Below are 20,255 nucleotides of genomic sequence, written 5' to 3'. Positions count from 1 at the left end.
GGTGTGCCGCCGCCCCGGGGCCGCGTTGGCCCCCGAGTCTGCACGAAAGTGACGGAACCTCCCGTGACTTACGTCCCTCTTACCCACCGACCAGTGCATCCGGCGACTGCCGTACCCGCCGGGTGCCGGATCTGTGGGGCAACGCGTACTCCCCGAGCACCACGGGGTACGGCGACGTGACCGGCGAGGACTTCGCCCAGTCGCTGATGAATCTGTCGACCGCCGAAGGCCCCGGCGGCACCATCAAGACCGTCAAGGTCCCCGACGCCGTGGACCCGGCACACCCGAACGGCAACGGGCTGTGTACGACCCGCCGTTCACGCGGCCACGCCTACCGCATGCACGACGCCGGCACCGGCAGGGTCTACCAGGCCGAGGGCAAGGACTTCCTCGTCTACACCGTCAACCAGGTCGGATGGTACGAGTACATCACCGAGTGGCGCTTCCGGCACGACGGCACCATCGCCATGAACGTCGGCGCGACCGGCCGTCCCCGGACCCACCACCACGTACCTCGGCGTACCTCGGCCGCGCATTCACCCGGCACGACCTCTGCGTCACCGAGTACAACCCGTGCGAACTGTTCGCCGGCGACAACCCCGAGTGCGGTCGCGGGCACCCGGCATCCGTCGACAAGTGGGTCGGCGGACAGACCCTGACCCACCCGGTGAGCTGGCTGAACGTCGGCTTCCACCACATCACGCGGGACGAGGGCCGGCAGCCCATGCCGGTGCACTGGCAGGGCTTCGCCATCGCACCGCGGGACGTCACCGCTATGAATCCGCTCACTCCGCGTGACCTGACGTGGCAGAACGGCCATGGGGAATGGCGGAGTTGACCAAAACAGTTGAGAAACCGACCTGTCCATCCGGCTGCACCGCCGACCCCTCGCGGAGTACCCTTCCTTGATCGTTGAGACGGGAAAGGCCCGGGGATCGGAAGTCGGAAGGCGGTGCACGGGTGGGCTCGGGAGGGCTGGAGCTGCCCCCTGGTGACGAGGGTCACGAGGGGAACTCCGCAGACGTCCCGCCCGGCGCGGTGTCCCTGGCCAGGCCGATGGACGCGGGATCCATCGGGCCGGAGCTGGACTGGGACGCCGACGCCTGGCGCGAGGTGCGCACCCGTGCCCAGCGGGCCGGCCGGGCCTACATCTGGCTGAACCTCGTCGAACAGCGGCTGCGCGCGGTCGTGGCCGCCGTACTGCGCCCCATCTACGAACCCGTGCACGGCGACGACTGGGTGGTCGCCGCGGCCGGCCCGGCCGGTCAGGAATGGGTGCAGCGCGCGGTCGCGGTACGCGAGGTCAGCCGCCGCAAGGGCTATCTGCTCGACCCGGCCGACGACAACGTGCTCAGCTTCCTCACCCTGCCCCAGCTGCGCGAGCTGATGGTGCAGCACTGGCCGTGCTTCGAACCGTACTTCGACGAGCGCCGCGACCTGGAACTCGCCCTGGACGAGCTGGAGGTGACCCGTAACGTCGTCTCCCGCAACCGGGCGCTGTCCGAGGCCGTCCTGAGCCAGGCCGAGCGCGCCTCGGCCCGGCTGCTGGAGATGCTCGGCACCGCCGGTGACGTGCCCTCCGCGCGCCGGCTGCCCGTGGACGCGGTCGAGGACCTGGTCGGCGACCGGTACGCCGACGTCGTCGCCGTCCACCCGGACCGGGTACGGCTGATGCGCCAGTTCCCGGCCGAGGACATCTTCGGCTCCGCCCGCCGCCTCGACGCCATCGGCATCGGCCTCAACCTGCTGGTGCAGAACTTCTCCGGCCGCCGCCTGGTCCGGCTCGCCGAGTCCGGCTGCCGGGTACGGCTGCTCTTCCTCAACCCGGCCTCCAGCTCGGTCAAGCGCCGCGAGCGCGAACTCGGGATGAAACGGGGCGAACTGAGTCGATCCGTCGAGATGAACATCCTGCACATGCGCCGGGTCCGCTCCCGGCTGCGCGATCCGGGCGCCTTCGAGATCCAGGTCTACGACGAGACACCGCGCTTCACCGCCTACCTGGTGGACGGCGACGGCGCCGACGGCATCGCCGTGGTGCAGTCCTATCTGCGCGGGGCGCGCGGGATGGAGTCGCCGGTGCTGGTGCTGCGCAACGGCAGCAAGCTGGTCAAGTCGAATGACGTGGTCGAAGCCGGTCTTTTTCCGATATATCGTGAGGAATTCGAGCTGGCATGGGCGGATTCGCGCCCGGTGTCCTGAACTGTCCGTTGTGTCAAGCGGAATGCGATCCTCGGATTGTCAGTGCCGCGTGCGAAGGTGGAAGCCACTGGGGGAAAGCACCACCGAGAAGGGGGGCCGCTATGGGCTGGCACCAGGAACTGCTGATCGGCTTCGACCTGGAGACGACCGGGACCGATCCGCTTGAGGCGCGCATCGTCACCAGCGCGGTGACCGAGGTCAGGGCCGGTGAACCCATGGGCCGCAGGGAATGGCTGGCCGATCCGGGCGTGGAGATCCCGGCCGACGCGGTGGCGGTGCACGGCATCAGCAACGAGCGGGCGGCCGCCGAGGGCCACCCCGCCGACCGCGTGGCCGACGCCATCGCCGACGTCCTGGTGGGGTACTGGAAGGCGGGCGTCCCGGTCGTCGCCTACAACGCCGCCTTCGACCTCACCCTGCTCTCCGCCGAACTGCGCCGGCACGCCCTGCCGTCCCTCTCCGACCGCCTCGGCGGCGCCCCGCCCGCCCCGGTCATCGACCCGTACACCATCGACCGCTGGGTCGACCGCTACCGCCGCGGCAAAAGGAACCTGGAAGCGGTCTGCGCCGAGTACGGCATAGCCCTCGACGAGGCCCACACCGCCCCGGCCGACGCCCTCGCCGCGGCGTGCCTCGCGGCGGCGATAGCCGACCGCCACCCGAAGATCGCGTCCCTGAGTCCGGTCGAACTCCACCAGCGGCAGATCGAGTGGTACGCGGAGTGGGCGGCGGACTTCCAGGCGTTCCTGCGCCGCAAGGGGGATGAGGGAGCGGTGGTGGACGGGGCATGGCCCCTACGGGAGTTGACCGAGAACGAGAGCCAGCCTGCCTAGCCGTTTCGTCCGCGGCTGAGTGGTGGGCTGATCGCGCAGTTCCCCGCGCCCCTGGGGAGCCGCAGTCGCCGCACGCCTGAAAGCCCGGGGCAGGACAGCATCCTCAGAACGGATACCACCGCACCGTCTCGTCCCCGTCCCGCAGTGACGCCACCCGGCGCCGGAATTCCGCCCGCGCCTTCGGATTGCTCGGCGCATGCTGGGCCACCCAGGCGCAGCTGGCCGTCTCCCGGGCCCCGCGCAGCACGCTGCACCCCTCCCACTCCCGCACATCCCACCCGTACGCCTCGGTGAAGGAGCCGTACGCCTCGGCGGACAGCCCGTACCGGTCCCGGGACAGAGCCATGACCACCAGGTCGTGCTCGCGCAGGTCGGCGGAGAAGGTCTCCAGGTCGACCAGGACCGGCCCGTCCGGCCCGATGTGCACGTTGCGGGGCAGTGCGTCGCCATGGATCGGGCCCGGCGACAGATGCGGCGTCAGCGCGCCCGCGGCCGCCGCGAAACCGTCCCGGCGCGCGCGGAGGTACGCCGCGTCCTCGGGGTCGATCGCATCACCCGCCAGCCGCAGCCAGCGCTCCACGCCGCCCAGCAACTCGCGGGGCGGCAAAGCGAAAGGAGGAGAGGGGAGTGCGTGCACCATGCGCAGCAGCTCCGCCAGGTCCCGCGGTCCGGCGGGGCGTATGGGCTCCGACAACCGGTGCCACACCGTCACCGGGTGCCCGTGCACAAGCCGCGGCTTCGGCTCGGCCGCCCGTACCGCCGGCACGCCCGCCTCGGCCAGCCACCCGGCGATGTCCAGCTCGCGCCCGGCTCGCGGCAGCAGCTCGGCGTCCCGGCCCACCTTCACCACCAGATCACCGGCGGCGAACACCGCGTTCTCGCCGAGGGCGAGGAGAGCCGCGTCTTGGGCCGGGCCCGGCAGCACACCCGCCGCGGCCAGTACGTCCCGTGCCCGTGCCTCGTCCATCGTGCCGCCTCCGTGCCGTCCCGGTGTGGTGCGTGTGCCGTACCCGGCCAGTCTCGCATTCGTCCAGGTCGGGCGGTGTGGGCGGTTCCTTGACGAGGCATCGGCGGCCGTCAGGTCATGAGCATGCCAACAGGAGCAGGCGTGCCGCCCGCTGGGCCCGCCTGCCGCAGACCGCGGTCGCCCTGCTCGCCGGACTGCAGAACGTCCCGCGTGAACTCCACGAGGCCGCCGGGGCTCAGTCCAGCCCCGGATGCGGAGCCTCCAGCACGCTCGGCCGGCCCACGAAGTCCCGCTCCGGTGCGAACCGCTCCTCCAGGGCGTCGGCGAGGTCGTTCATCGCGGCCGCGCAGTCACCGTCGTACGACGAGCCGTGCATCACCGCGAGGCGGGCGGGGCGCACCTCGGCCAGGGCACGCAGCGTGGTCGTCAGCGCGGTGAGGCAGGAGGTCTGGCGGAACAACTCCTCTGCCCGCAGAGCGGGTTCGACCAGGTCGTCACCGGTGATCGCGGGACCGTTGCCCAGATGAGTGAAGAGGTCGCCGCAGAACAGGGTGCGGGTGGTCTCCTCGTAGAGCAGCCGGGCCTCCCAGTTGTGCGGTACATGCGGGGTGTTGATGTTGCGCACGACCCGGCGCACCAGGCTGCCGCCGAGGTCCAGCGTCTCGCCGTCGTCCATCGGCCGGGGCGGCCGGATCAGCTGGTCGTTGAGGGACACCAGACAGCCGAGCGTGTTGTGGGCGACCTCGGCGTGCGGGGCGGCGGTGAGGAACTCGTTCACCGCGCCGCACTCGTCGGCCTCGACATGCCCGAAGGTGATCCAGCGCAGTCGTTCCACCGGCACGACCCGGGCGATCGCCTCGGTCACCGCCGGGAACAGCGCCTTCATCCCGGTGTGGAAGAGCAGCGGCTCCTCGGCCGCGACGAGGAACTGGTTGAACGTGAACCCCGCGGGCGGGGCGATGTCCGGTACGTGGGTCGAGATGCGGTGGATGCCCTCCGCGATCTCGTCGATACGTGTCTCCACGGCGAAACATCCCTTTCTGCCGGGCGGCCTCCGCTCTGCCGGGCGGACTCCGTCTTCCGTGGTACTGGGCCCGCCCCCGTCCCGCCACCGGACGGGGGAAAACACTTTGAACGAGACGTCTCGTCTCGCCTAGAGTTTCAGTCATGACCGCTCCCGCCCATATCGCCATGTTCTCCATCGCCGCGCACGGCCATGTGAACCCCAGCCTGGAGGTGATCCGTGAACTCGTCGCCCGGGGGCACCGGGTCACGTACGCCATCCCGCCGACGTTCGCCGAGAAGGTGGCCGCCACCGGGGTCCAGCCCGTGCCGTACACCTCCACACTGCCCGGACCCGACGCCGACCCGGAGGCCTGGGGGACCACCTTGCTCGACAATGTGGAGCCGTTCCTGGCCGACGCGATCCAGGCGCTCCCGCAGCTCATCGAGGCCTACGCGGGCGACGAGCCCGACCTCGTGCTGCACGACATCGCCTCCTATCCGGCCCGCGTCCTCGCCCACCGCTGGGGCGTCCCGGCGGTCTCCCTCTCGCCGAACCTCGTCGCCTGGGAGGGATACGAGGAGGAGGTGGCCGAGCCGATGTGGTCGGAGCCGAGGAAGACCGCGCGTGGACAGGCGTACTACGCCCGGTTCGAGGCGTGGCTGGCGGAGAACGGGATCACTCAGCACCCCGACCGGTTCGCCGGCCGCCCGGCCCGCTCCATCGTGCTCATCCCGAAGGCCCTGCAGCCGCACGCCGACCGGGTCGACGAGCGTGTCCACACCTTCGTCGGCGCCTGCCAGGGCGACCGCGCCGACCAGGGCGACTGGCAGCGGCCCGCCGGCGCCGAGAAGGTCGCGCTGGTGTCCCTGGGCTCGGCGTTCACCAAGCAGCCGGCGTTCTACCGCGAGTGCGTCCGAGCCTTCGCCGACCTGCCGGGCTGGCACCTGGTCCTCCAGGCCGGCCGGCATGTCGACCCGGCCGAGCTGGGCGACGTACCCGGCAACGTCGAAGTGCACAGCTGGGTACCGCAGTTGGCGATCCTCCGGCAGGCCGACCTGTTCGTCACCCACGCGGGTGCCGGTGGCAGCCAGGAGGGTCTGGCCACCGCCACCCCGATGATCGCCGTACCGCAGGCCGCCGACCAGTTCGGCAACGCCGACGTGCTCCAGTCCCTCGGCGTCGCCCGCCGGCTGGACACCGAGGAGGCCACCGCCGACCGCCTCCGCGAGGCCGCGCTCGCCCTGGTGGACGACCCGGAGGTGGCCCGCCGTCTGAAGGAGGTTCAGGCGCAGATGGCCCAGGAAGGAGGCACCAGCCGAGCCGCCGACCTCATCGAGGCCGAACTGCCGGGAGGCGTAAGGAAATAGAGGAAATTTAGCAAACAGAGGAATGCGTGAGGGCCCGTCGACATCCACGTGGCGACGGGCCCCGGTTGGCGTGCCGTGCGGGATCAGACGGGCAGCCGCTCACCCTCCTCGTGCGCGGGCTGCGCGGCGGCAGCCGGTTCCGGCGACTCGTCGTGGGTGAGGTCGGGGAGGCGGTGCAGCCACTTCGGCAGGTACCAGTTGCGCTCGCCGAGCAGCGCCATCACGGCCGGCAGCAGTACCCCGCGGATGACCGTCGCGTCGATGAGGACCGCCGCGGCCAGGCCCACGCCCATCTGCTTCATGGACTGCATCGACAGCGTGCCGAAGATCGCGAACACGGCGACCATGATGACCGCGGCGCTGGTGACGACGCCGGCCGTGGTGACAACGCCGTGCCGGATCGCTTCCGTGGTGGTGCGGCCGCGCATCCGGGCCTCGCGGATCCGGGAGACGACGAACACGTGGTAGTCCATCGACAGCCCGAACAGGATCACGAAGAGGAACAGCGGCAGCCAGGTCACGATCGCGCCGACGCCCGCCGCGCCCACCAGCGAGGCACCCCAGCCGTGCTGGAAGACGGCGACGAGGATTCCGTACGCGGCGCCCACCGACAGCAGGTTGAGCACGATCGACGTGACCGCGACGGTCAGCGAGCGGAACGACAGCAGCATCAGCAGGAAGGCGAAGACGACCACGAACGCGAAGACCGGGACGACGGAGCCGAGCAGCTGGTCGTTGAAGTCGTGGTTGCCGGCCACCTGTCCGGTGATCGGCGCTTGCAGGCCGTCGACCTTGCCGAGCGTGGCGGGCCGGACCTCGTCACGCAGCTTGTCCAGGCTCTTGACCGCCCGGTCCATGTCGGAGCCGCCGACCAGCGGCACGGAGACCAGCGCGACGTTCTGCCCTGCGTGCAGCCGGATGTCGACCGGGCCGCGTGAGGCACCCGACGCGATCGCCTGTCGCTTGAAGTCGGCCAGCGCCTGCCGCACTTGGGGGGCGTTGATGTCCTTGGCCTTGACGACGACCTGGGCCGGCTCGCTGCCGCCCGGGAAGGCCTCGTTGACCCGGTCGTAGGTCTGCACGATCGGCAGCGACTTCCCGAACTCCTGGTCCAGGGTGAGCTGCTGGGTCTTCATGCCGAGCGCGGGCGCCGCGATCGCCAGCAGTACACCGGCCGCGACGGCGACGGAGACCAGCGGCCGCGCCAGCACCACCCGCAGCACAGCCGTCCAGAACCGGCTGCCCTCGTCCGCGGCCCGCTTCCCGCGCCTGCGGCTCAGGAACGGGATCCGCCCCTTCTCGACGCGCTCGCCGAGCAGCGAGAGCAATGCGGGCAGGACCGTGACCGACCCGACCATGGCGACCGCGACCACCATCAGCGAGGCCAGGCCCATCGCCTCGAACTCGGCGAGCCCGGTGAAGAGCATGCCCGCCATCGCCACGCACACCGTGACACCGGAGACGATGATCGCCCGGCCGCTGGTGGCGGCGGCGATCCGCAGCGCGGTGCCCGCGTCCCGCCCGGCCAGCCGCTCCTCGCGCTCGCGGCGCAGATAGAACAGGCAGTAGTCGACGCCGACGGCCATACCGACCAGCAGCATCACGGAGTTGGCGGTGTCGCTCATCGGCTGCAGATGGCTGACGAGGCCCATCAGGCCCATCGTCGCCATGATCGCGGTGATCGCGAGGGCCACCGGCAGCAGCGCCGCCACCAGCGCCCCGAAGGCGATCAGCAGGATGCCGAGCGCCACCGGCACCGCCGAGTACTCGGCCTGCTGGAAGTCGTCCCCGAAGGCGTCCTTGTACTGCTTCTGCATGCTGGCGCCGCCGATCTCCTCGATCCGCAGCGAGCCGTGCGCCTTCTGCACCCCGGCGACGGCGTTCAGCACCGGCTCGACCCGGTCGACGGCCGTCTTCGCGTCACCGCGCATGTCGAACTGCACCAGCGCGCTGCGGCCGTCCCGGGAGATCGTGTGCGTGTCGTACGGCGAGGTCACGGCCGTGACCTTCCCGGTGCCCTCGACGGCCTTCACCACGTCGGCGACGGCGGCCCGGAACTCGGACCCGGTCGCCGTCACGGTGGTGTCCTCGGACTGGATCAGGACAGTCTCGCCGGCCGGCTGCTTGATCCCCGCGTCGTCGATGATCTGGGCGGCGGTGTGCGTCTCGCCCTTGAGCTGGTTGCCCTCGTCCACATCGACCCGGCCCGCCGCCGACCCGAGTCCCATCGCCAGCACGACGAACAGCACCCATATGCCGACGGCCGCCCAGCGGTGCCGGGCGCTCCAGCCGCCGGCGCGGGCCGCCAGCCCCCGCACCCGCACGTCCCTGTTTCCCATCGCGGATCTTCCCCCTGTGTGCGGTGGCGGCCCCCTGCCGCCACGTCTGCGCCTGCTCCGGTACGACCGTATGAGCCGGATAAACGCGTCTCGTCGTGCTGCCCGGTGAACTCACCTGCTCGCCGGTCACCACTGGGGAGGACGACGGCCCCTTACACCTATCCGCACTTCTCGGGGACACGTCTCGGGGTTCGCGCACCCGGCGTCGCGACGTGAGGACATGGGTTGTCCGTTCTGCCGCCGGCGCGGCGGTTTGTGATTACGAAGACTTGTTGAACAAGTCACAGGTGCGTGAAGAGGTTGATCCGGTGCCCGCCCATCGGCGAGAGTTTCGCGCAGTCCCGTCTACGCGGGCCAGGCCGTCGTGCCCGCCCCCACGGGGCACGACGGCCGTTCTAGGGTGGCTCGATGACGACCTACGCGGCGCTGTTGCGCGGGATCAACGTCGGCGGCAGCAAGAAGCTGCCCATGGCCGACCTCCGTGCCCTGCTCACCGGCCTCGGCCATACCGGCGTACGGACCTATCTGCAGAGCGGGCAGGCCGTCTTCACCGCCGGGCACGGCGACGAGGAGTCGCTGGCGGCGGAGCTGACCCGGGCGATCGAGGAGCGCTTCGGCTTCCGTGTCGACGTGCTTGTGCGCGACCACGCCTACATGAAGGCGGTTGCCGGGGCCTGCCCGTTCCCGGCCGCCGACCTGGAGCCCAAGCAGCTGCACGTCACGTACTTCTCCGCACCCGTCACCCCGGACCGCTACGCGGACATCGACCAAGCCGCCCATCTCCCCGAGGAGTTCCGGCTCGGCGACCGCTGTCTCTACCTCTACGCCCCGGACGGCCTGGGCCGCTCCAAGCTCGCCGAGGCGCTGTCCCGTCCACGCCTGACCAAGGGCCTGATCGCCACGAGCCGTAACTGGAACACCGTGGTCAAGCTGGTCGAGCTGACGGCTCCGGGAGCGTGACCGACCGCGGCCCGAGGAAGGCCGGGCGCACGAGGATCTCGCGAGGCACCGCCTGCCGCGGTCCGGCGCGCAGACGGTGCGGTTCCCCATAGCGGTTCCGCATAGTGGATATTGGTGAGCAGGGGCGCGTACGCGTGTGCGAGGCTCTGGTCCATGCGCTACATCATCATCGGGGCCGGAGCGGTCGGCGGGACCGTCGGCGGGCGGCTGGCCCAGGCCGGGCGCGAGGTCGTCCTCGTGGCACGCGGCCGGCATCTGGCGGCACTGGGGGAGCACGGGCTGCGACTGCGGGTGCCGGAAGGGGAGTTGACGTACCGGCTGCCCGCCGTCGACGGGCCCGGCCCGCTCGGCGAACTGCGCGCCGACGACGTCCTCGTCCTCGCCGTGAAGACGCAGGACACCGTGGCCGCCCTGGAGACCTGGGCCGAGGTGCCCGTCGCGGGCGGCGGCACGGCCGCCGAGCGGCTGCCGCTCGTGTGCCTGCAGAACGGTGTGGAGAGCGGCCGGCTGGCGCTGCGCCGCTTCCGGCAGGTGTACGGCGTCTGTGTCTGGCTGCCCTCGACCTTCGTGGAGCCCGGCGTCGTCTCCGCCGCCGGCACCCCGCTCACCGGCATCCTGCACCTCGGCCGCATGCCGCACGGCACCGGCGACACCGCCCGCCGGATCGCCGCCGACCTGGAGGCCGCCCACTTCGAGGCGCCGGTCGTGCCGGACATCGACCGCTGGCAGTACGCCAAGCTGCTCTGGAACCTCGGCGCCGCCTTCGAAGCGGTGTGCGGGCCCGCCGCCGACGAGGCGGCGCACGCCCTGCTCGCGCGCGTGCGGGCCGAAGGAGAGGCGGTGCTCGACGCGGCCGGTATCGCCCACGCGAGCGCCGAGGAACAGCGCGCGGCCCGTGGCGACAAGGTCACCCTGGTGCCGCTGGACGGGGCCCCGGGCGGCGGTGGTTCCTCCTGGCAGTCGCTCGCCCGGGGCACCGGCACCATCGAGGCCGACTACCTCAACGGGGAGATCGTCCTCCTCGGCCGGCTGCACGGCGTACCGACCCCGCTGAACGAACTGCTCCAGCGGCTCGCCAACCGGTTCGCACGAGAGCGCCGGGCCGCCGGGTCGCTGCCGGTCGCGGAACTGGAACGCCTGGCGAAAGAGGCGGTGGCAGCCGCTCATTGACGAACGGGCCCTCGCCTCCGCCGATCGAGCGCCGCTCGACGTCGGCCGACGGCGAGTGACGGCGAATGCCGGTTGATCTTCCGGCCGGTTCGGCGTTTCGTGGGCCCCGGTACATGCGCGAGCCGCTCGTGCCGGGGCGCGCGGTGCGTGCGGGTACTGCGGCGAGAGGACGGGGAACGGTGGACGACTTCACGGAGGACGCCGGGCGGCGGCTCGCGGCGCGGTTCGAGGCGGACCGGTCGCATCTGACCGCCGTGGCCCACCGGTTGCTCGGCTCGGCCACGGAAGCCGACGACGCTCTCCAGGAGGCCTGGCTGCGGGCCCGGGAGGCCGACCTCGACGAGGTACGGAACCTCACCGGCTGGCTGACCACAGTGGTGACCCGGGTCTGCCTCAACCTGCTGCGGGCCCGCCGCAACCGGCGCGAGGAATTCCTCGACGCCCAGGACGCCCGGAACGCCCGGGACGACCGGGACGCCCGGGACACAGTCCATGACACACCGGCGTTCTCCGCCGAGGCAGGCGACCCCGCCCGGGAGGCGCTGCTGGCCGACGAGGTCGGGGTCGCGCTGCTGGTCGTCCTCGACACCCTGAGCCCGGCCGAGCGGGTCGCGTTCGTGCTGCACGACATGTTCGCCGTGCCGTTCGAGGAGATCGCCCCGCTGGTCGAGCGGACCCCGGCCGCCACCCGGCAGCTGGCCAGCCGGGCCCGCCGCCGCGTCCAGGGCCGGACGCCCGCGCCCGCCGCCGACGCCGTACGCAGGCGCCGGGCCGTCGAGGCGTTCCTGGCCGCCACCCGTGGCGGCGACTTCACGGCCCTGGTCGCCCTGCTCGACCCGGACGTGGTGCTGCACGCCGACGCACTGGTCGTGCCCACGCCCGCACCGATCACCGTACGGGGCGCCGAGCCCGTCGCCCGGGGCGCCATGGCGGCCATGGCCCGCGCCCAGGTCACCGGACTCGCCCTGCTGGACGGCGAGTTCGGCCTGGTCATGGCGCCATACGGGCGGCCGCGCCTGGTGCTGGCCTTCGCCTTCGGCACCGACGGCCGGATCACCCGGATCGACGTCGTCGCGGAGCCGGAACGCCTGCGCGGTACGGAGATCGCGGTCGTGGACCCGGCGCAGACGGGAACGGGCGGGCCTGGCAAAGTGGACCACTGATCCGACAGGGGATTGGGTCGGGACACTGAGCCACTGTGCGACTAGCGTTGCTGTCATGACGTATCGCGACACCGCCGCCGAGTCCGCCCCGACCCGTGTCGACTTCTTCTTCGACCCGGCCTGCCCCTTCGCCTGGATCACCTCCCGCTGGCTGCTGGAGGTCGAGCGGCTGCGCCCGCTCGACCTCCGGTTCCGCGCGATGAGCCTCTATCTGCACAACGATGGCAATGAACTCCCCGACTGGTACCGGGACTTGGTGGACCGCTCGATCGGCCCGGTGCGGGTCGCCGTGGCCGCCGCCGAACGGGACGGCGAGTCGGTGCTGCGCGACCTCTACACCGCGTTCGGCACCCGGATCCACGAACGCGGGATCAAGGACTTCGACCAGGTGATCGCCGAGTCGCTCGCCGAACTCGGGCTGCCCGCCGACCTGTCGGCCGCCGCCCACGACCCGTCGTACGACGACGCGGTGCGCCGCAGCCACGAGGCCGGCGCCGAGCCGGAGTCGGGCGGCTATGTGGGCACGCCGACCATCCATGTCGACGGCACGGTGTGGTTCGGACCCGTGCTGCGCGCCATTCCGCGCGGCGCCGAGGCGGCCGAACTCTTCGACAGCTTCCGGGTACTGGCCCGTCACCCCGACCTCTTCGAGCTCAAGCGCACCCGCACCGGCGCCCTCCGCTTCGACTGACCAGGAAGCCCACTGGCTGATAAACGCCCCTCACACACCCCGCGTTCGCGGATCGGGTGACACACCGGCCGCGACCGGCGCAGAACGAAGAGCCGTCGCGGCCCGACGCCACAGGGGAGCGCCGGACCCGGCGGCCCCCTCTATCACGCCTCCGGCCCCCGAGGCCAGCGGTCACCGAACTCCGCGACAAACCCTGGGGAGCGTCCCTAGGGTGAAGCGCGTGGACGGCCGGAGAGGGGGCGGCGGATGAGTGTGACGGGCAACACGGGCAGGGCGTTATCGGCGGTGCCACCACACCGCGCGGACGCGGTGCCCGGCACCCGGCCCGGCGCGCCTCCGCTTCGCTGGTGCACGGCCTGCCGCCCAAGCCCCGGCACCGGCCTCATGGCCCGCGCCGGGCACCCGTGCGTGACCGGTATCCGGGGCCTGGTCAACGGACCCCGATCACCCAGATGGGTGGCGATTTTCGGCCCACTTCCCGCCATCGTCACTGCCCGGGCCCTCGTCTGCCCCGAAGCGGCCCGCGGTCGCGCAGAACGACATCTCACGCACCCCTGCGACGTCGGTAACGTCAGCGCGGTCCCTGAACCCCAACTCAGCTCCCCCCAAGGCTCTTTCGAGCCCGAAGCAAGGACAGGACATGACCACCTACAACTACGGTGACCACGGGCCCTTCGGTCACGGCCAGGGCACACCGGACCTGGAGACCCTCACGCTCTTCGCGGGCCGGCTCACCGAGGCACTGCGCGCCGAATACCCAGGGCTCATCGGGCACGGCCAGGTCATCCTGGACGCCCTGGCGGAGTCCGCCGACGACGGGCTGCCGCCCAACCGGGGCCGGATCCGCACCGCGCTGGAGGCGGTCGCCATCGTGGCGAGCGCCGGCACCGGCAGCCTCAACTGCACCCGGCAACTGATGCACGCCTTCGACCTGTGAGCGGCGCATTCCCCATGTGCTCGGGGTGCGCCGCGCGGCGGAATCAGGCGCCGACAGCGACCGGAAGCGACTCGGCCGCCTCGGCATAACGTTCGACCACCACGCGTGCCACCTCGGGCGCCGGCCCGAGCACGTCCGCCAGTACGTCCGCCCCGGCCGCCCCCCGAGCGATGCGGTCCGGGAGGAAGCCGGGGGCCAGGACGTACGGTGCGACGGCGACCCGCTCGCAGCCGAGGGCACGCAGCTCGGCCACGGCGTCCTCGGTGCGAGGCAGGGATGCGGAGGCGAACGCAGGTCGCACGGCGCACCAACCGGTGTGCCACCACTCCCGCGCGATGTCGGCGATCACTGCGATCGCCTCCGGGTCGGAGGACCCCGCCGAGGCCAGCACGACCCCGGTCGAGGACTTGTCGGCGGGCGTCAACCCCGCCTCGTACAACCGCCGTTCCAGCGCCGACAGCAGCAGCGGGGACGGCCCGAGCACGTCCGTCTGCCGGATCCGCAGCCGCGCCGGCGCCTCCCGCAGCACGGCGGGGATGTCGGCCTTGGCGTGGAAGGCGCGGGTCAGCAGCAGCGGCAGGGCGACGACGTCCCGCACGCCCTCCGCCGCGAGCGACTCCAACACACCGTGCACGGAGGGGACGTTGAAGTCCAGGAATCCGGTCTCCACCCGCAGCCCCGGCCGCTGCGACCGTACCCGCTCCACCAGGGCGTGCACGGTCGCAGCGTGCCGTGGGTCACGGCTGCCGTGGGCGATGACCACGAGGACGGGGCGGGCCGGACGGTGCATGGGTGCCTCAGCCCTTCACCAGCAGGCCGCGGCTGCGCAGCACCCACCGCTCCAGCGGGCTGAAGATCAGCAGGTCGATGGCGATGCCGACGAACAGGATGAGCAGGATGGCCTCGAACACCATGGCCATGTCGCTGGCGGTACGGCCGTTCTCCAGCAGCTGGCCGAGGCCCACGCCCAGGTCGGGGAACTGGGCGATGATCTCCGCGGCCATCAGCGAGCGCCAGGAGAACGCCCAGCCCTGCTTGAGTCCCGCCACATAGCCGGGCATCGCGGCCGGCAGCACGACATGCCGGATGCCCTTGACGCCCGTCGCGCCGAGGGTGCGGCCCGCGCGCAGGAACAGCGGCGGCACCTGGTCCACGCCGGACACGAGGCCGTTGGCGATGGAGGGGACCGCGCCGAGCAGGATCACCGCGTACATCATCGAGTTGTTCAGGCCCAGCCAGATCACGGCCGGCGGCACCCACGCCACCGACGGCAGCGACTGCAGACCGGACAGGATCGGGCCGATGGCCGCGCGCACGAACTTCACCCGGGCCACCAGCAGACCCAGCGGGGTGCCGATGAGCAGCGCGAAGAAGAAGCCCAGCAGACCGCGCGAGACACTGGTCCAGATGTAGCCGAGCAGCGTGCCCTGCAGCCAGGCTTCCTTGAAGGCGCTGCCCACAGCCGCCGGTGACGGCAGCTTGCTCGGGTTGCCGACGACCGGATAGAGCAGCGACCAGACCGCCAGGACCACCGCGATCGCGACGATGGGCGGCAGGATCTTGTTGGTGAACGTCTGCCGGAAGGGCGTACGGCCGACGACACCCGTCTCCAGAGCGTCCAGGCCCGCCTCGATGCTTCCCGCGTCCGCGCGGGTGTTCGTCTCAGTGCTGGCCATGACGGCGGATCTCCCCACGCAGTACTTCGGTGATTTCGAGGGACAGTTCCGCCACCGGGGCGTCCTCGATGCGACGCGGCTGCGGGATGCCGACCTGCCATTCGCGCGCGATCCGGCCCGGCCGGGACGACAGCAGGACGACGCGCTGCGCGAGCCGCACCGCCTCGCGCACGTTGTGCGTGACGAACAGCACCGAGAGGCCGGTCTCCGCCCAGATGCGCGTCAGCTCGTCGTGCAGCACGTCCCGCGTGATCGCGTCCAGCGCCGCGAACGGCTCGTCCATCAGCAGCAGATTGCTCTCCTGGGCCAGCGCGCGGGCCATCGCCACGCGCTGGCGCATACCGCCCGACAGCTCGTGGACGCGCTTGCCGTGGGCGCCCCGCAGCCGGACCAGTTCGAGCAGCTCCTCGGCCTTGCCGCGCCGCTCGGACTTCGCGACTCCCCGCAGTTTCAGGGCCAGTTCGATGTTCTTGCCCGCGGTCAGCCACGGGAAGAGGGCGTGTTCCTGGAACATCAGGGCCGGGCGGCCGTCCGTCGTGATGGAGCCGGCGGTCGGCCGGTCCAGGCCGGCCACCAGGTTCAGCAGCGTGGACTTGCCGCAGCCCGAGGCACCCAGGAGGGTGACGAACTCGCCGGGGGCGACATCGATGCTGATGTCGTCCAGGACGAGCTGCTGCCCCCCGGGTGTCGCGAAGGACTTCGAGACATGCTCGAGGCGTGCCGCGTAGTCGACCGACTCGTCGGCCTTGGCGAGAGTCGTGGCCATGGTCGTCACCTCCTGGGAACTCGTCGGGTTCTTACGTCAGCTGCTGCCGAGACCGGCGTCGCTGACCGTGCTCTCGCCCTCGGCCTTGAGGACCTTGTTGAGGATCGTCAGGTCGTAGATGCCCTTGAGGTTCGGCTTGTCCAGCAGGCCGGCCTTGACCGCGTGCTGCGCCTCGGTGTCGAGGGTGGCGGCCAGCGGGTCGTCGGTGAACTGGATGGACTTCCAGGCCGGGTCCAGGACGTTCGCCGGCAGGCCCTTGCCGGAGTCGTCCGTCAGCTGCTTGTTCGCGGCCGCCTTGGCCTGGTCCGGGTTGGCGTTGATCCACTTGTTGGTCTCGACCGAGGCCCGCAGGACCGCCTCGACGGCCTTCGGGTGCTGCTTCAGGAAGGCCTGCCGCACGATGATGTTGGTGATCACGAACTTCTTGTCCGGCCACAGCGACGCCTCGTCCAGCAGCACCTTGCCGCCCTTGGCGACCAGCTTGGACGCGGTCGGCTCCGGCACCCAGGCGCCGTCGACGGAACCGGACGCGTAGGCATCCGGGGTGGTCTTGTTGTCGGTGCGGACGACCGTCACATCGCCCTTGCCGCTCTGCGCGTCGACGTTCCAGCCCTGGCCGGCGATCCAGTTGAGGAACGCCACGTCCTGCGTGTTGCCGAGCTGCGGGGTGGCGATCTTCTTGCCCTTGACGTCCTGCAGGGACTTGATCTTCTTCGGGTTCACCACCAGCTTCACCCCGCCGGAGGCCGAACCGCCGATGATCTTCAGACCGGTGCCGTTCGACTTGGTGTAGCCGTTGATCGCCGGGGACGGGCCGATCCAGCCGATGTCGATGGAGCCGGAGTTGAGGGCCTCGATCTCGGACGGGCCGGCGTTGAAGGTGGCGTACGAGGCCTTCGTGGCGCCCAGTTCCTTCTGGAAGTAGCCCTTCTGACGGCCGACGAGCGCGGTGCCGTGGGTCAGGTTCCCGAAGTATCCGATCCTGACGGCGTCCAGGCCGTCGGTCTTCTTGGCCCCGGCGGCCACCTTGGCGGTGTCGTCGTTCTTGGCCTGGGACCCGTAACCGCAGGCGGCGAGCGTGAGGAGGGGGAGTGCGGCGAGCGCGGCTATACCGCGGCGGAGGAATGTCGAGCGGTTGGCAGGCACGGGAGGTGTTCCTCTCGTTGGCCCGGCGGTCACGGTCTCTCAGGCCGTGGCCGGGAGATCGGCAGGTCTGCGTCTACGGCGGTGGGGGGTGAGGGCGCGCAAGCGGTGCGCGTACGTCAGCACACACATCGCGCGACCCCGCCCTGCCCGCTGCCGAGAGCGCCGCTGCCGATGCGGCCGCCCTCCTTCGCGAACGTCGAGTAGACATCGGTCGTCGTCATGGTCAGAAGTCCCAGCCGTCGTCGTCGGCCTCGTCCGTGACGGGCTCGGGTGCGGCGAACGACTCGCCGACCATGCCCGCGGTCAGCGTGGTGCCGTCGCTCGGGTCGATCAGGATGAAGGAGCCCGTGCGGCGCGAGTCGGCGTAGGAGTCGAGCGGCAGCGGCTCGGCGGTACGGATCTTCACCCGGCCGATGTCGTTGGCGACGAGCTGTCCCGGGTGCGGGTGCAGGGACAGGTCGTCCAGCGTCAGCCGGGACGGGATGTCCTTCACGATCGCCTTGACCGTGCGGGTGCCGTGCTTGAGCAGCACCCGGTGTCCGACGGTCAGCGGCTCGTCGGCGACATGGCAGACGGTGGCCTCCACGTCCTGGGTGGTGGCCGGCGCGTCCTTCGTCGGCACGATCAGATCGCCGCGCGAGACGTCGATGTCGTCCGCGAGCAGCACCGTCACCGACTGCGTCGTCCAGGCCACGTCGACCGGCCTGCCGAGCAGATCGATGCCGGAGATCGTCGTCGTACGACCGGACGGCAGGACCGTGACCGGGTCGCCGACACGGAACGTACCGGCCGCGATCTGGCCCGCGTAGCCCCGGTAGTCCGGGTGCTCGGCGGTCTGCGGCCGGATCACGTACTGCACGGGCAGCCGGGCGTGGCAGTGCGCCAGGTCGTGGCTGACCGGGACGGTCTCCAGGTGCTCCAGCACGGTCGGGCCGCCGTACCAGTCCATGTTCGCGGACGGCTCCACCACGTTGTCACCGGCGAGCGCCGAGATCGGGATCGCGGTGACCTCGGGGACGCCCAGCTCGGTCGCGTACGCCGTGAACTCCTCGGCGATCGCCGCGAACACCGCCTCCTCGTACCCGACGAGGTCCATCTTGTTGACCGCGAGGACCACGTGCGGCACGCGCAGCAGAGCCGCGATCGCCGCGTGCCGGCGGGTCTGCTCGACCACGCCGTTACGGGCGTCGACCAGGACCACGGTCAGCTCGGCGGTGGAGGCGCCGGTGACCATGTTGCGGGTGTACTGCACATGGCCCGGCGTGTCGGCCAGGATGAAGCGGCGCCGGGGCGTGGCGAAGTAGCGGTACGCCACGTCGATCGTGATGCCCTGCTCCCGCTCGGCGCGCAGGCCGTCGGTGAGCAGCGCGAGGTCCGGGCCGTCCTGGCCGCGGCCGGCGGAGGCCCGCTCCACGGCCTCCAGCTGGTCGGTGAGGACCGACTTGGAGTCGTGCAGGAGGCGTCCGACGAGCGTGGACTTGCCGTCGTCGACGGAGCCGGCGGTGGCGAACCGCAGCAGCGTGGTGGCCGAGAGCCCCTCGGTCGTGATCGTGCTCATGACTAGAAGTACCCCTCGCGCTTGCGGTCTTCCATCGCGGCCTCGGACAGCTTGTCGTCGGCACGGGTCGCGCCCCGCTCGGTGAGCCGGGAGACGGCGATCTCGGCGATCACGGCGTCCAGCGTGGTCGCGTCGGAGTCGACGGCACCGGTGCAGGACATGTCACCGACGGTCCGGTACCGCACGAGCCGCTTCTCGACACTCTCGCCGTCCTTCGGGCCGCCCCACTCGCCCGCGGTCAGCCACATGCCGCCGCGCTGGAACACCTCACGCTCATGCGCGAAGTAGATCTCCGGCAGCTCGATGCCCTCGCGGGCGATGTACTGCCACACGTCCAGCTCGGTCCAGTTGGACAGCGGGAAGACCCGGACGTGCTCGCCGGGAGCGTGCCGGCCGTTGTACAGGTTCCACAGCTCGGGGCGCTGACGGCGCGGGTCCCACTGGGAGAACTCGTCGCGCAGCGAGAACACCCGCTCCTTGGCGCGGGCCTTCTCCTCGTCCCGGCGGCCGCCGCCGAAGACGGCGTCGAACTTCTCGCTCTGGATCTTCTCCGTCAGCGGCAGCGTCTGCAGCGGGTTACGGGTGCCGTCGGCACGCTCCTTGAGCACACCGCGGTCGATGTAGTCCTGGACGGACGCCACATGGAGGCGCAGCCCATGTGCGGCCACCACACGGTCCCGGTACTCAAGGACCTCAGGGAAGTTGTGTCCGGTGTCCACATGCAGCAGCGAGAACGGCACGGCAGCCGGGGCGAACGCCTTCAGCGCCAGGTGCAGCATGACGATGGAGTCCTTGCCGCCGGAGAACAGGATCACCGGCTTCTCGAACTCGCCCGCCACCTCGCGGAAGATGTGCACCGCCTCGGACTCCAGCGCGTCCAGATGCGACAGGGCGTACGGGCTGTCCGTGCCCTCCTGCACGGAAGCGACCGTGGTCATGCCAGTCCCCTTTCGCTGAGCACGGCGTACACCGACGCCGCGGACTCCTGGACCGTCTGGTTCTGGGACTCGATCCGCAGATCGGGCGACTGGGGCTCCTCGTACGGATCGTCGACCCCGGTCAGCCCCGTCAGCTCGCCCGCGGCCTGCTTGGCGTACAGCCCCTTCACATCGCGCACGGAGCACACCTCGACCGGGGTCGCCACATGCACCTCGACGTACGCCGTGCCGTTCTCCTCGTGGCGCCCCCGCACCGCGTCCCGGCTGTCCGCGTAGGGCGCGATCACCGGGACGAGTGCCGTGACGCCGTTGCGGGCCAGCAGCTCGGCGACGAAACCGATGCGCTGCACGTTGGTGTGCCGGTCCTCGCGGCTGAAGCCGAGGCCCGCCGAGATGAACTCGCGGATCTCGTCGCCGTCGAGCACCTCGACGCGCCGGCCCTCGGCCCGCAGCCGGCCGGCCAGCTCGTACGCGATGGTGGTCTTGCCGGCGCTCGGCAGACCCGTGAGCCAGACGGTGGCTCCGGTGGTCACGTGGTT

The 20,255-nt window shown here is 71.1% G+C and carries 17 protein-coding genes and 2 pseudogenes; 9 read left to right on the top strand and 10 right to left on the bottom strand.

The features are described from left to right. Positions 1 to 146: 146 nt before the first annotated feature. The 3 genes and pseudogenes from M878_RS58895 to M878_RS58885 form a co-directional block, all read left to right on the top strand. Positions 147 to 838, top strand: a pseudogene (locus M878_RS58895) (copper amine oxidase); the annotation flags it as partial. A gap of 122 nt (positions 839 to 960) precedes the next feature. After that, positions 961 to 2,199, top strand: a complete 1,239-nt coding sequence (locus tag M878_RS58890) for an SAV2148 family HEPN domain-containing protein (RefSeq protein WP_031224578.1) — start codon at positions 961 to 963, stop codon at positions 2,197 to 2,199. 101 nt (positions 2,200 to 2,300) lie between these two features. Then, positions 2,301 to 3,032 (top strand): 3'-5' exonuclease, encoded by a 732-nt coding sequence (locus M878_RS58885; protein WP_023545877.1) that lies wholly within the window; start codon positions 2,301 to 2,303, stop codon positions 3,030 to 3,032. Between the two features lie 103 nt (positions 3,033 to 3,135). Here the strand turns inward: M878_RS58885 and M878_RS58880 are convergent, their stop codons facing one another. Then, positions 3,136 to 3,999, bottom strand: coding sequence for a phosphotransferase enzyme family protein (locus M878_RS58880; protein ID WP_023545876.1), 864 nt, complete (start codon positions 3,997 to 3,999; stop codon positions 3,136 to 3,138). Between the two features lie 235 nt (positions 4,000 to 4,234). Beyond that, on the bottom strand, positions 4,235 to 5,023 hold the full coding sequence (locus M878_RS58875) for an oxygen-binding di-iron domain-containing protein (RefSeq protein ID WP_023545874.1): 789 nt from the start codon (positions 5,021 to 5,023) through the stop codon (positions 4,235 to 4,237). A 106-nt stretch (positions 5,024 to 5,129) separates the two neighbouring features. On the opposite strand from M878_RS58875, the pseudogene mgt reads away from it, so the two are divergent. Then, positions 5,130 to 6,372 (top strand): annotated as a pseudogene (gene mgt, locus M878_RS58870) (macrolide-inactivating glycosyltransferase). An 83-nt stretch (positions 6,373 to 6,455) separates the two neighbouring features. Here mgt and M878_RS58865 read toward each other — a convergent pair. Then, positions 6,456 to 8,711 (bottom strand): MMPL family transporter, encoded by a 2,256-nt coding sequence (locus M878_RS58865; protein ID WP_023545872.1) that lies wholly within the window; start codon positions 8,709 to 8,711, stop codon positions 6,456 to 6,458. A 408-nt stretch (positions 8,712 to 9,119) separates the two neighbouring features. On the opposite strand from M878_RS58865, the gene M878_RS58860 reads away from it, so the two are divergent. The 5 genes from M878_RS58860 to M878_RS58840 all read left to right on the top strand — a co-directional run bounded on the left by M878_RS58860 (position 9,120) and on the right by M878_RS58840 (position 13,632). Then, entirely contained in the window at positions 9,120 to 9,671 is a 552-nt protein-coding gene (locus tag M878_RS58860; protein WP_023545871.1) for a DUF1697 domain-containing protein, read from the top strand. A 153-nt stretch (positions 9,672 to 9,824) separates the two neighbouring features. After that, positions 9,825 to 10,841, top strand: coding sequence for a ketopantoate reductase family protein (locus tag M878_RS58855; protein WP_023545870.1), 1,017 nt, complete (start codon positions 9,825 to 9,827; stop codon positions 10,839 to 10,841). Between the two features lie 179 nt (positions 10,842 to 11,020). Continuing rightward, positions 11,021 to 12,004 carry a sigma-70 family RNA polymerase sigma factor gene (locus M878_RS58850; RefSeq protein ID WP_023545869.1) on the top strand — a complete coding sequence of 328 codons (984 nt, stop codon included), beginning with the start codon at positions 11,021 to 11,023 and terminating at the stop codon, positions 12,002 to 12,004. A 55-nt stretch (positions 12,005 to 12,059) separates the two neighbouring features. Next, positions 12,060 to 12,695 carry a mycothiol-dependent nitroreductase Rv2466c family protein gene (locus M878_RS58845; RefSeq protein WP_023545868.1) on the top strand — a complete coding sequence of 212 codons (636 nt, stop codon included), beginning with the start codon at positions 12,060 to 12,062 and terminating at the stop codon, positions 12,693 to 12,695. Positions 12,696 to 13,335: 640 nt separating this feature from the next. Next, on the top strand, positions 13,336 to 13,632 hold the full coding sequence (locus tag M878_RS58840) for a hypothetical protein (RefSeq protein WP_023545867.1): 297 nt from the start codon (positions 13,336 to 13,338) through the stop codon (positions 13,630 to 13,632). 43 nt (positions 13,633 to 13,675) lie between these two features. On the opposite strand, the gene M878_RS58835 is transcribed toward M878_RS58840, so the two are convergent. The 7 genes from M878_RS58835 to cysC all read right to left on the bottom strand — a co-directional run bounded on the left by M878_RS58835 (position 13,676) and on the right by cysC (position 20,249). Continuing rightward, on the bottom strand, positions 13,676 to 14,422 hold the full coding sequence (locus M878_RS58835; RefSeq protein WP_023545866.1) for a sirohydrochlorin chelatase: 747 nt from the start codon (positions 14,420 to 14,422) through the stop codon (positions 13,676 to 13,678). A gap of 7 nt (positions 14,423 to 14,429) precedes the next feature. Next, on the bottom strand, positions 14,430 to 15,308 hold the full coding sequence (locus tag M878_RS58830; RefSeq protein ID WP_023545865.1) for an ABC transporter permease: 879 nt from the start codon (positions 15,306 to 15,308) through the stop codon (positions 14,430 to 14,432). Further along, entirely contained in the window at positions 15,295 to 16,074 is a 780-nt protein-coding gene (locus tag M878_RS58825) for an ABC transporter ATP-binding protein (RefSeq protein ID WP_023545864.1), read from the bottom strand. The genes M878_RS58830 and M878_RS58825 overlap by 14 nt, the downstream gene beginning before the upstream one ends. A gap of 36 nt (positions 16,075 to 16,110) precedes the next feature. After that, a complete protein-coding gene (locus tag M878_RS58820) occupies positions 16,111 to 17,220 on the bottom strand; it encodes an aliphatic sulfonate ABC transporter substrate-binding protein (RefSeq protein ID WP_023545863.1) in 1,110 nt (369 codons plus the stop codon). A 223-nt stretch (positions 17,221 to 17,443) separates the two neighbouring features. Beyond that, on the bottom strand, positions 17,444 to 18,778 hold the full coding sequence (locus M878_RS58815; protein ID WP_023545862.1) for a sulfate adenylyltransferase subunit 1: 1,335 nt from the start codon (positions 18,776 to 18,778) through the stop codon (positions 17,444 to 17,446). A 2-nt stretch (positions 18,779 to 18,780) separates the two neighbouring features. Continuing rightward, the gene (gene cysD / locus M878_RS58810; RefSeq protein WP_023545861.1) at positions 18,781 to 19,716 is read right to left on the bottom strand and encodes a sulfate adenylyltransferase subunit CysD; all 936 of its coding nucleotides are present in this window, start codon (positions 19,714 to 19,716) and stop codon (positions 18,781 to 18,783) included. Beyond that, positions 19,713 to 20,249 (bottom strand): adenylyl-sulfate kinase, encoded by a 537-nt coding sequence (gene cysC / locus M878_RS58805; RefSeq protein WP_037730507.1) that lies wholly within the window; start codon positions 20,247 to 20,249, stop codon positions 19,713 to 19,715. The genes cysD and cysC overlap by 4 nt, the downstream gene beginning before the upstream one ends. Positions 20,250 to 20,255 lie beyond the last annotated feature (6 nt).

Source organism: Streptomyces roseochromogenus subsp. oscitans DS 12.976, from assembly GCF_000497445.1.
In the GTDB taxonomy this organism is placed as follows: Bacteria; Actinomycetota; Actinomycetes; order Streptomycetales; family Streptomycetaceae; genus Streptomyces; species Streptomyces oscitans.
This window is presented reverse-complemented; position numbering and strand designations above follow the sequence as displayed.

Bases quoted from the DNA above. Each gene is read 5' to 3' on its own strand.
- M878_RS58860 (WP_023545871.1), top strand. From the start codon at position 9,120: ATGACGACCTACGCGGCGCTGTTGCGCGGGATCAACGTCGGCGGCAGC.
- M878_RS58840 (WP_023545867.1), top strand. From the start codon at position 13,336: ATGACCACCTACAACTACGGTGACCACGGGCCCTTCGGTCACGGCCAG.
- M878_RS58830 (WP_023545865.1), bottom strand. From the start codon at position 15,308: ATGGCCAGCACTGAGACGAACACCCGCGCGGACGCGGGAAGCATCGAG.
- cysD (WP_023545861.1), bottom strand. From the start codon at position 19,716: ATGACCACGGTCGCTTCCGTGCAGGAGGGCACGGACAGCCCGTACGCC.
- M878_RS58880 (WP_023545876.1), bottom strand. From the start codon at position 3,999: ATGGACGAGGCACGGGCACGGGACGTACTGGCCGCGGCGGGTGTGCTG.
- M878_RS58815 (WP_023545862.1), bottom strand. From the start codon at position 18,778: ATGAGCACGATCACGACCGAGGGGCTCTCGGCCACCACGCTGCTGCGG.
- M878_RS58855 (WP_023545870.1), top strand. From the start codon at position 9,825: ATGCGCTACATCATCATCGGGGCCGGAGCGGTCGGCGGGACCGTCGGC.
- M878_RS58845 (WP_023545868.1), top strand. From the start codon at position 12,060: ATGACGTATCGCGACACCGCCGCCGAGTCCGCCCCGACCCGTGTCGAC.
- M878_RS58825 (WP_023545864.1), bottom strand. From the start codon at position 16,074: ATGGCCACGACTCTCGCCAAGGCCGACGAGTCGGTCGACTACGCGGCA.
- M878_RS58865 (WP_023545872.1), bottom strand. From the start codon at position 8,711: ATGGGAAACAGGGACGTGCGGGTGCGGGGGCTGGCGGCCCGCGCCGGC.
- M878_RS58835 (WP_023545866.1), bottom strand. From the start codon at position 14,422: ATGCACCGTCCGGCCCGCCCCGTCCTCGTGGTCATCGCCCACGGCAGC.
- M878_RS58885 (WP_023545877.1), top strand. From the start codon at position 2,301: ATGGGCTGGCACCAGGAACTGCTGATCGGCTTCGACCTGGAGACGACC.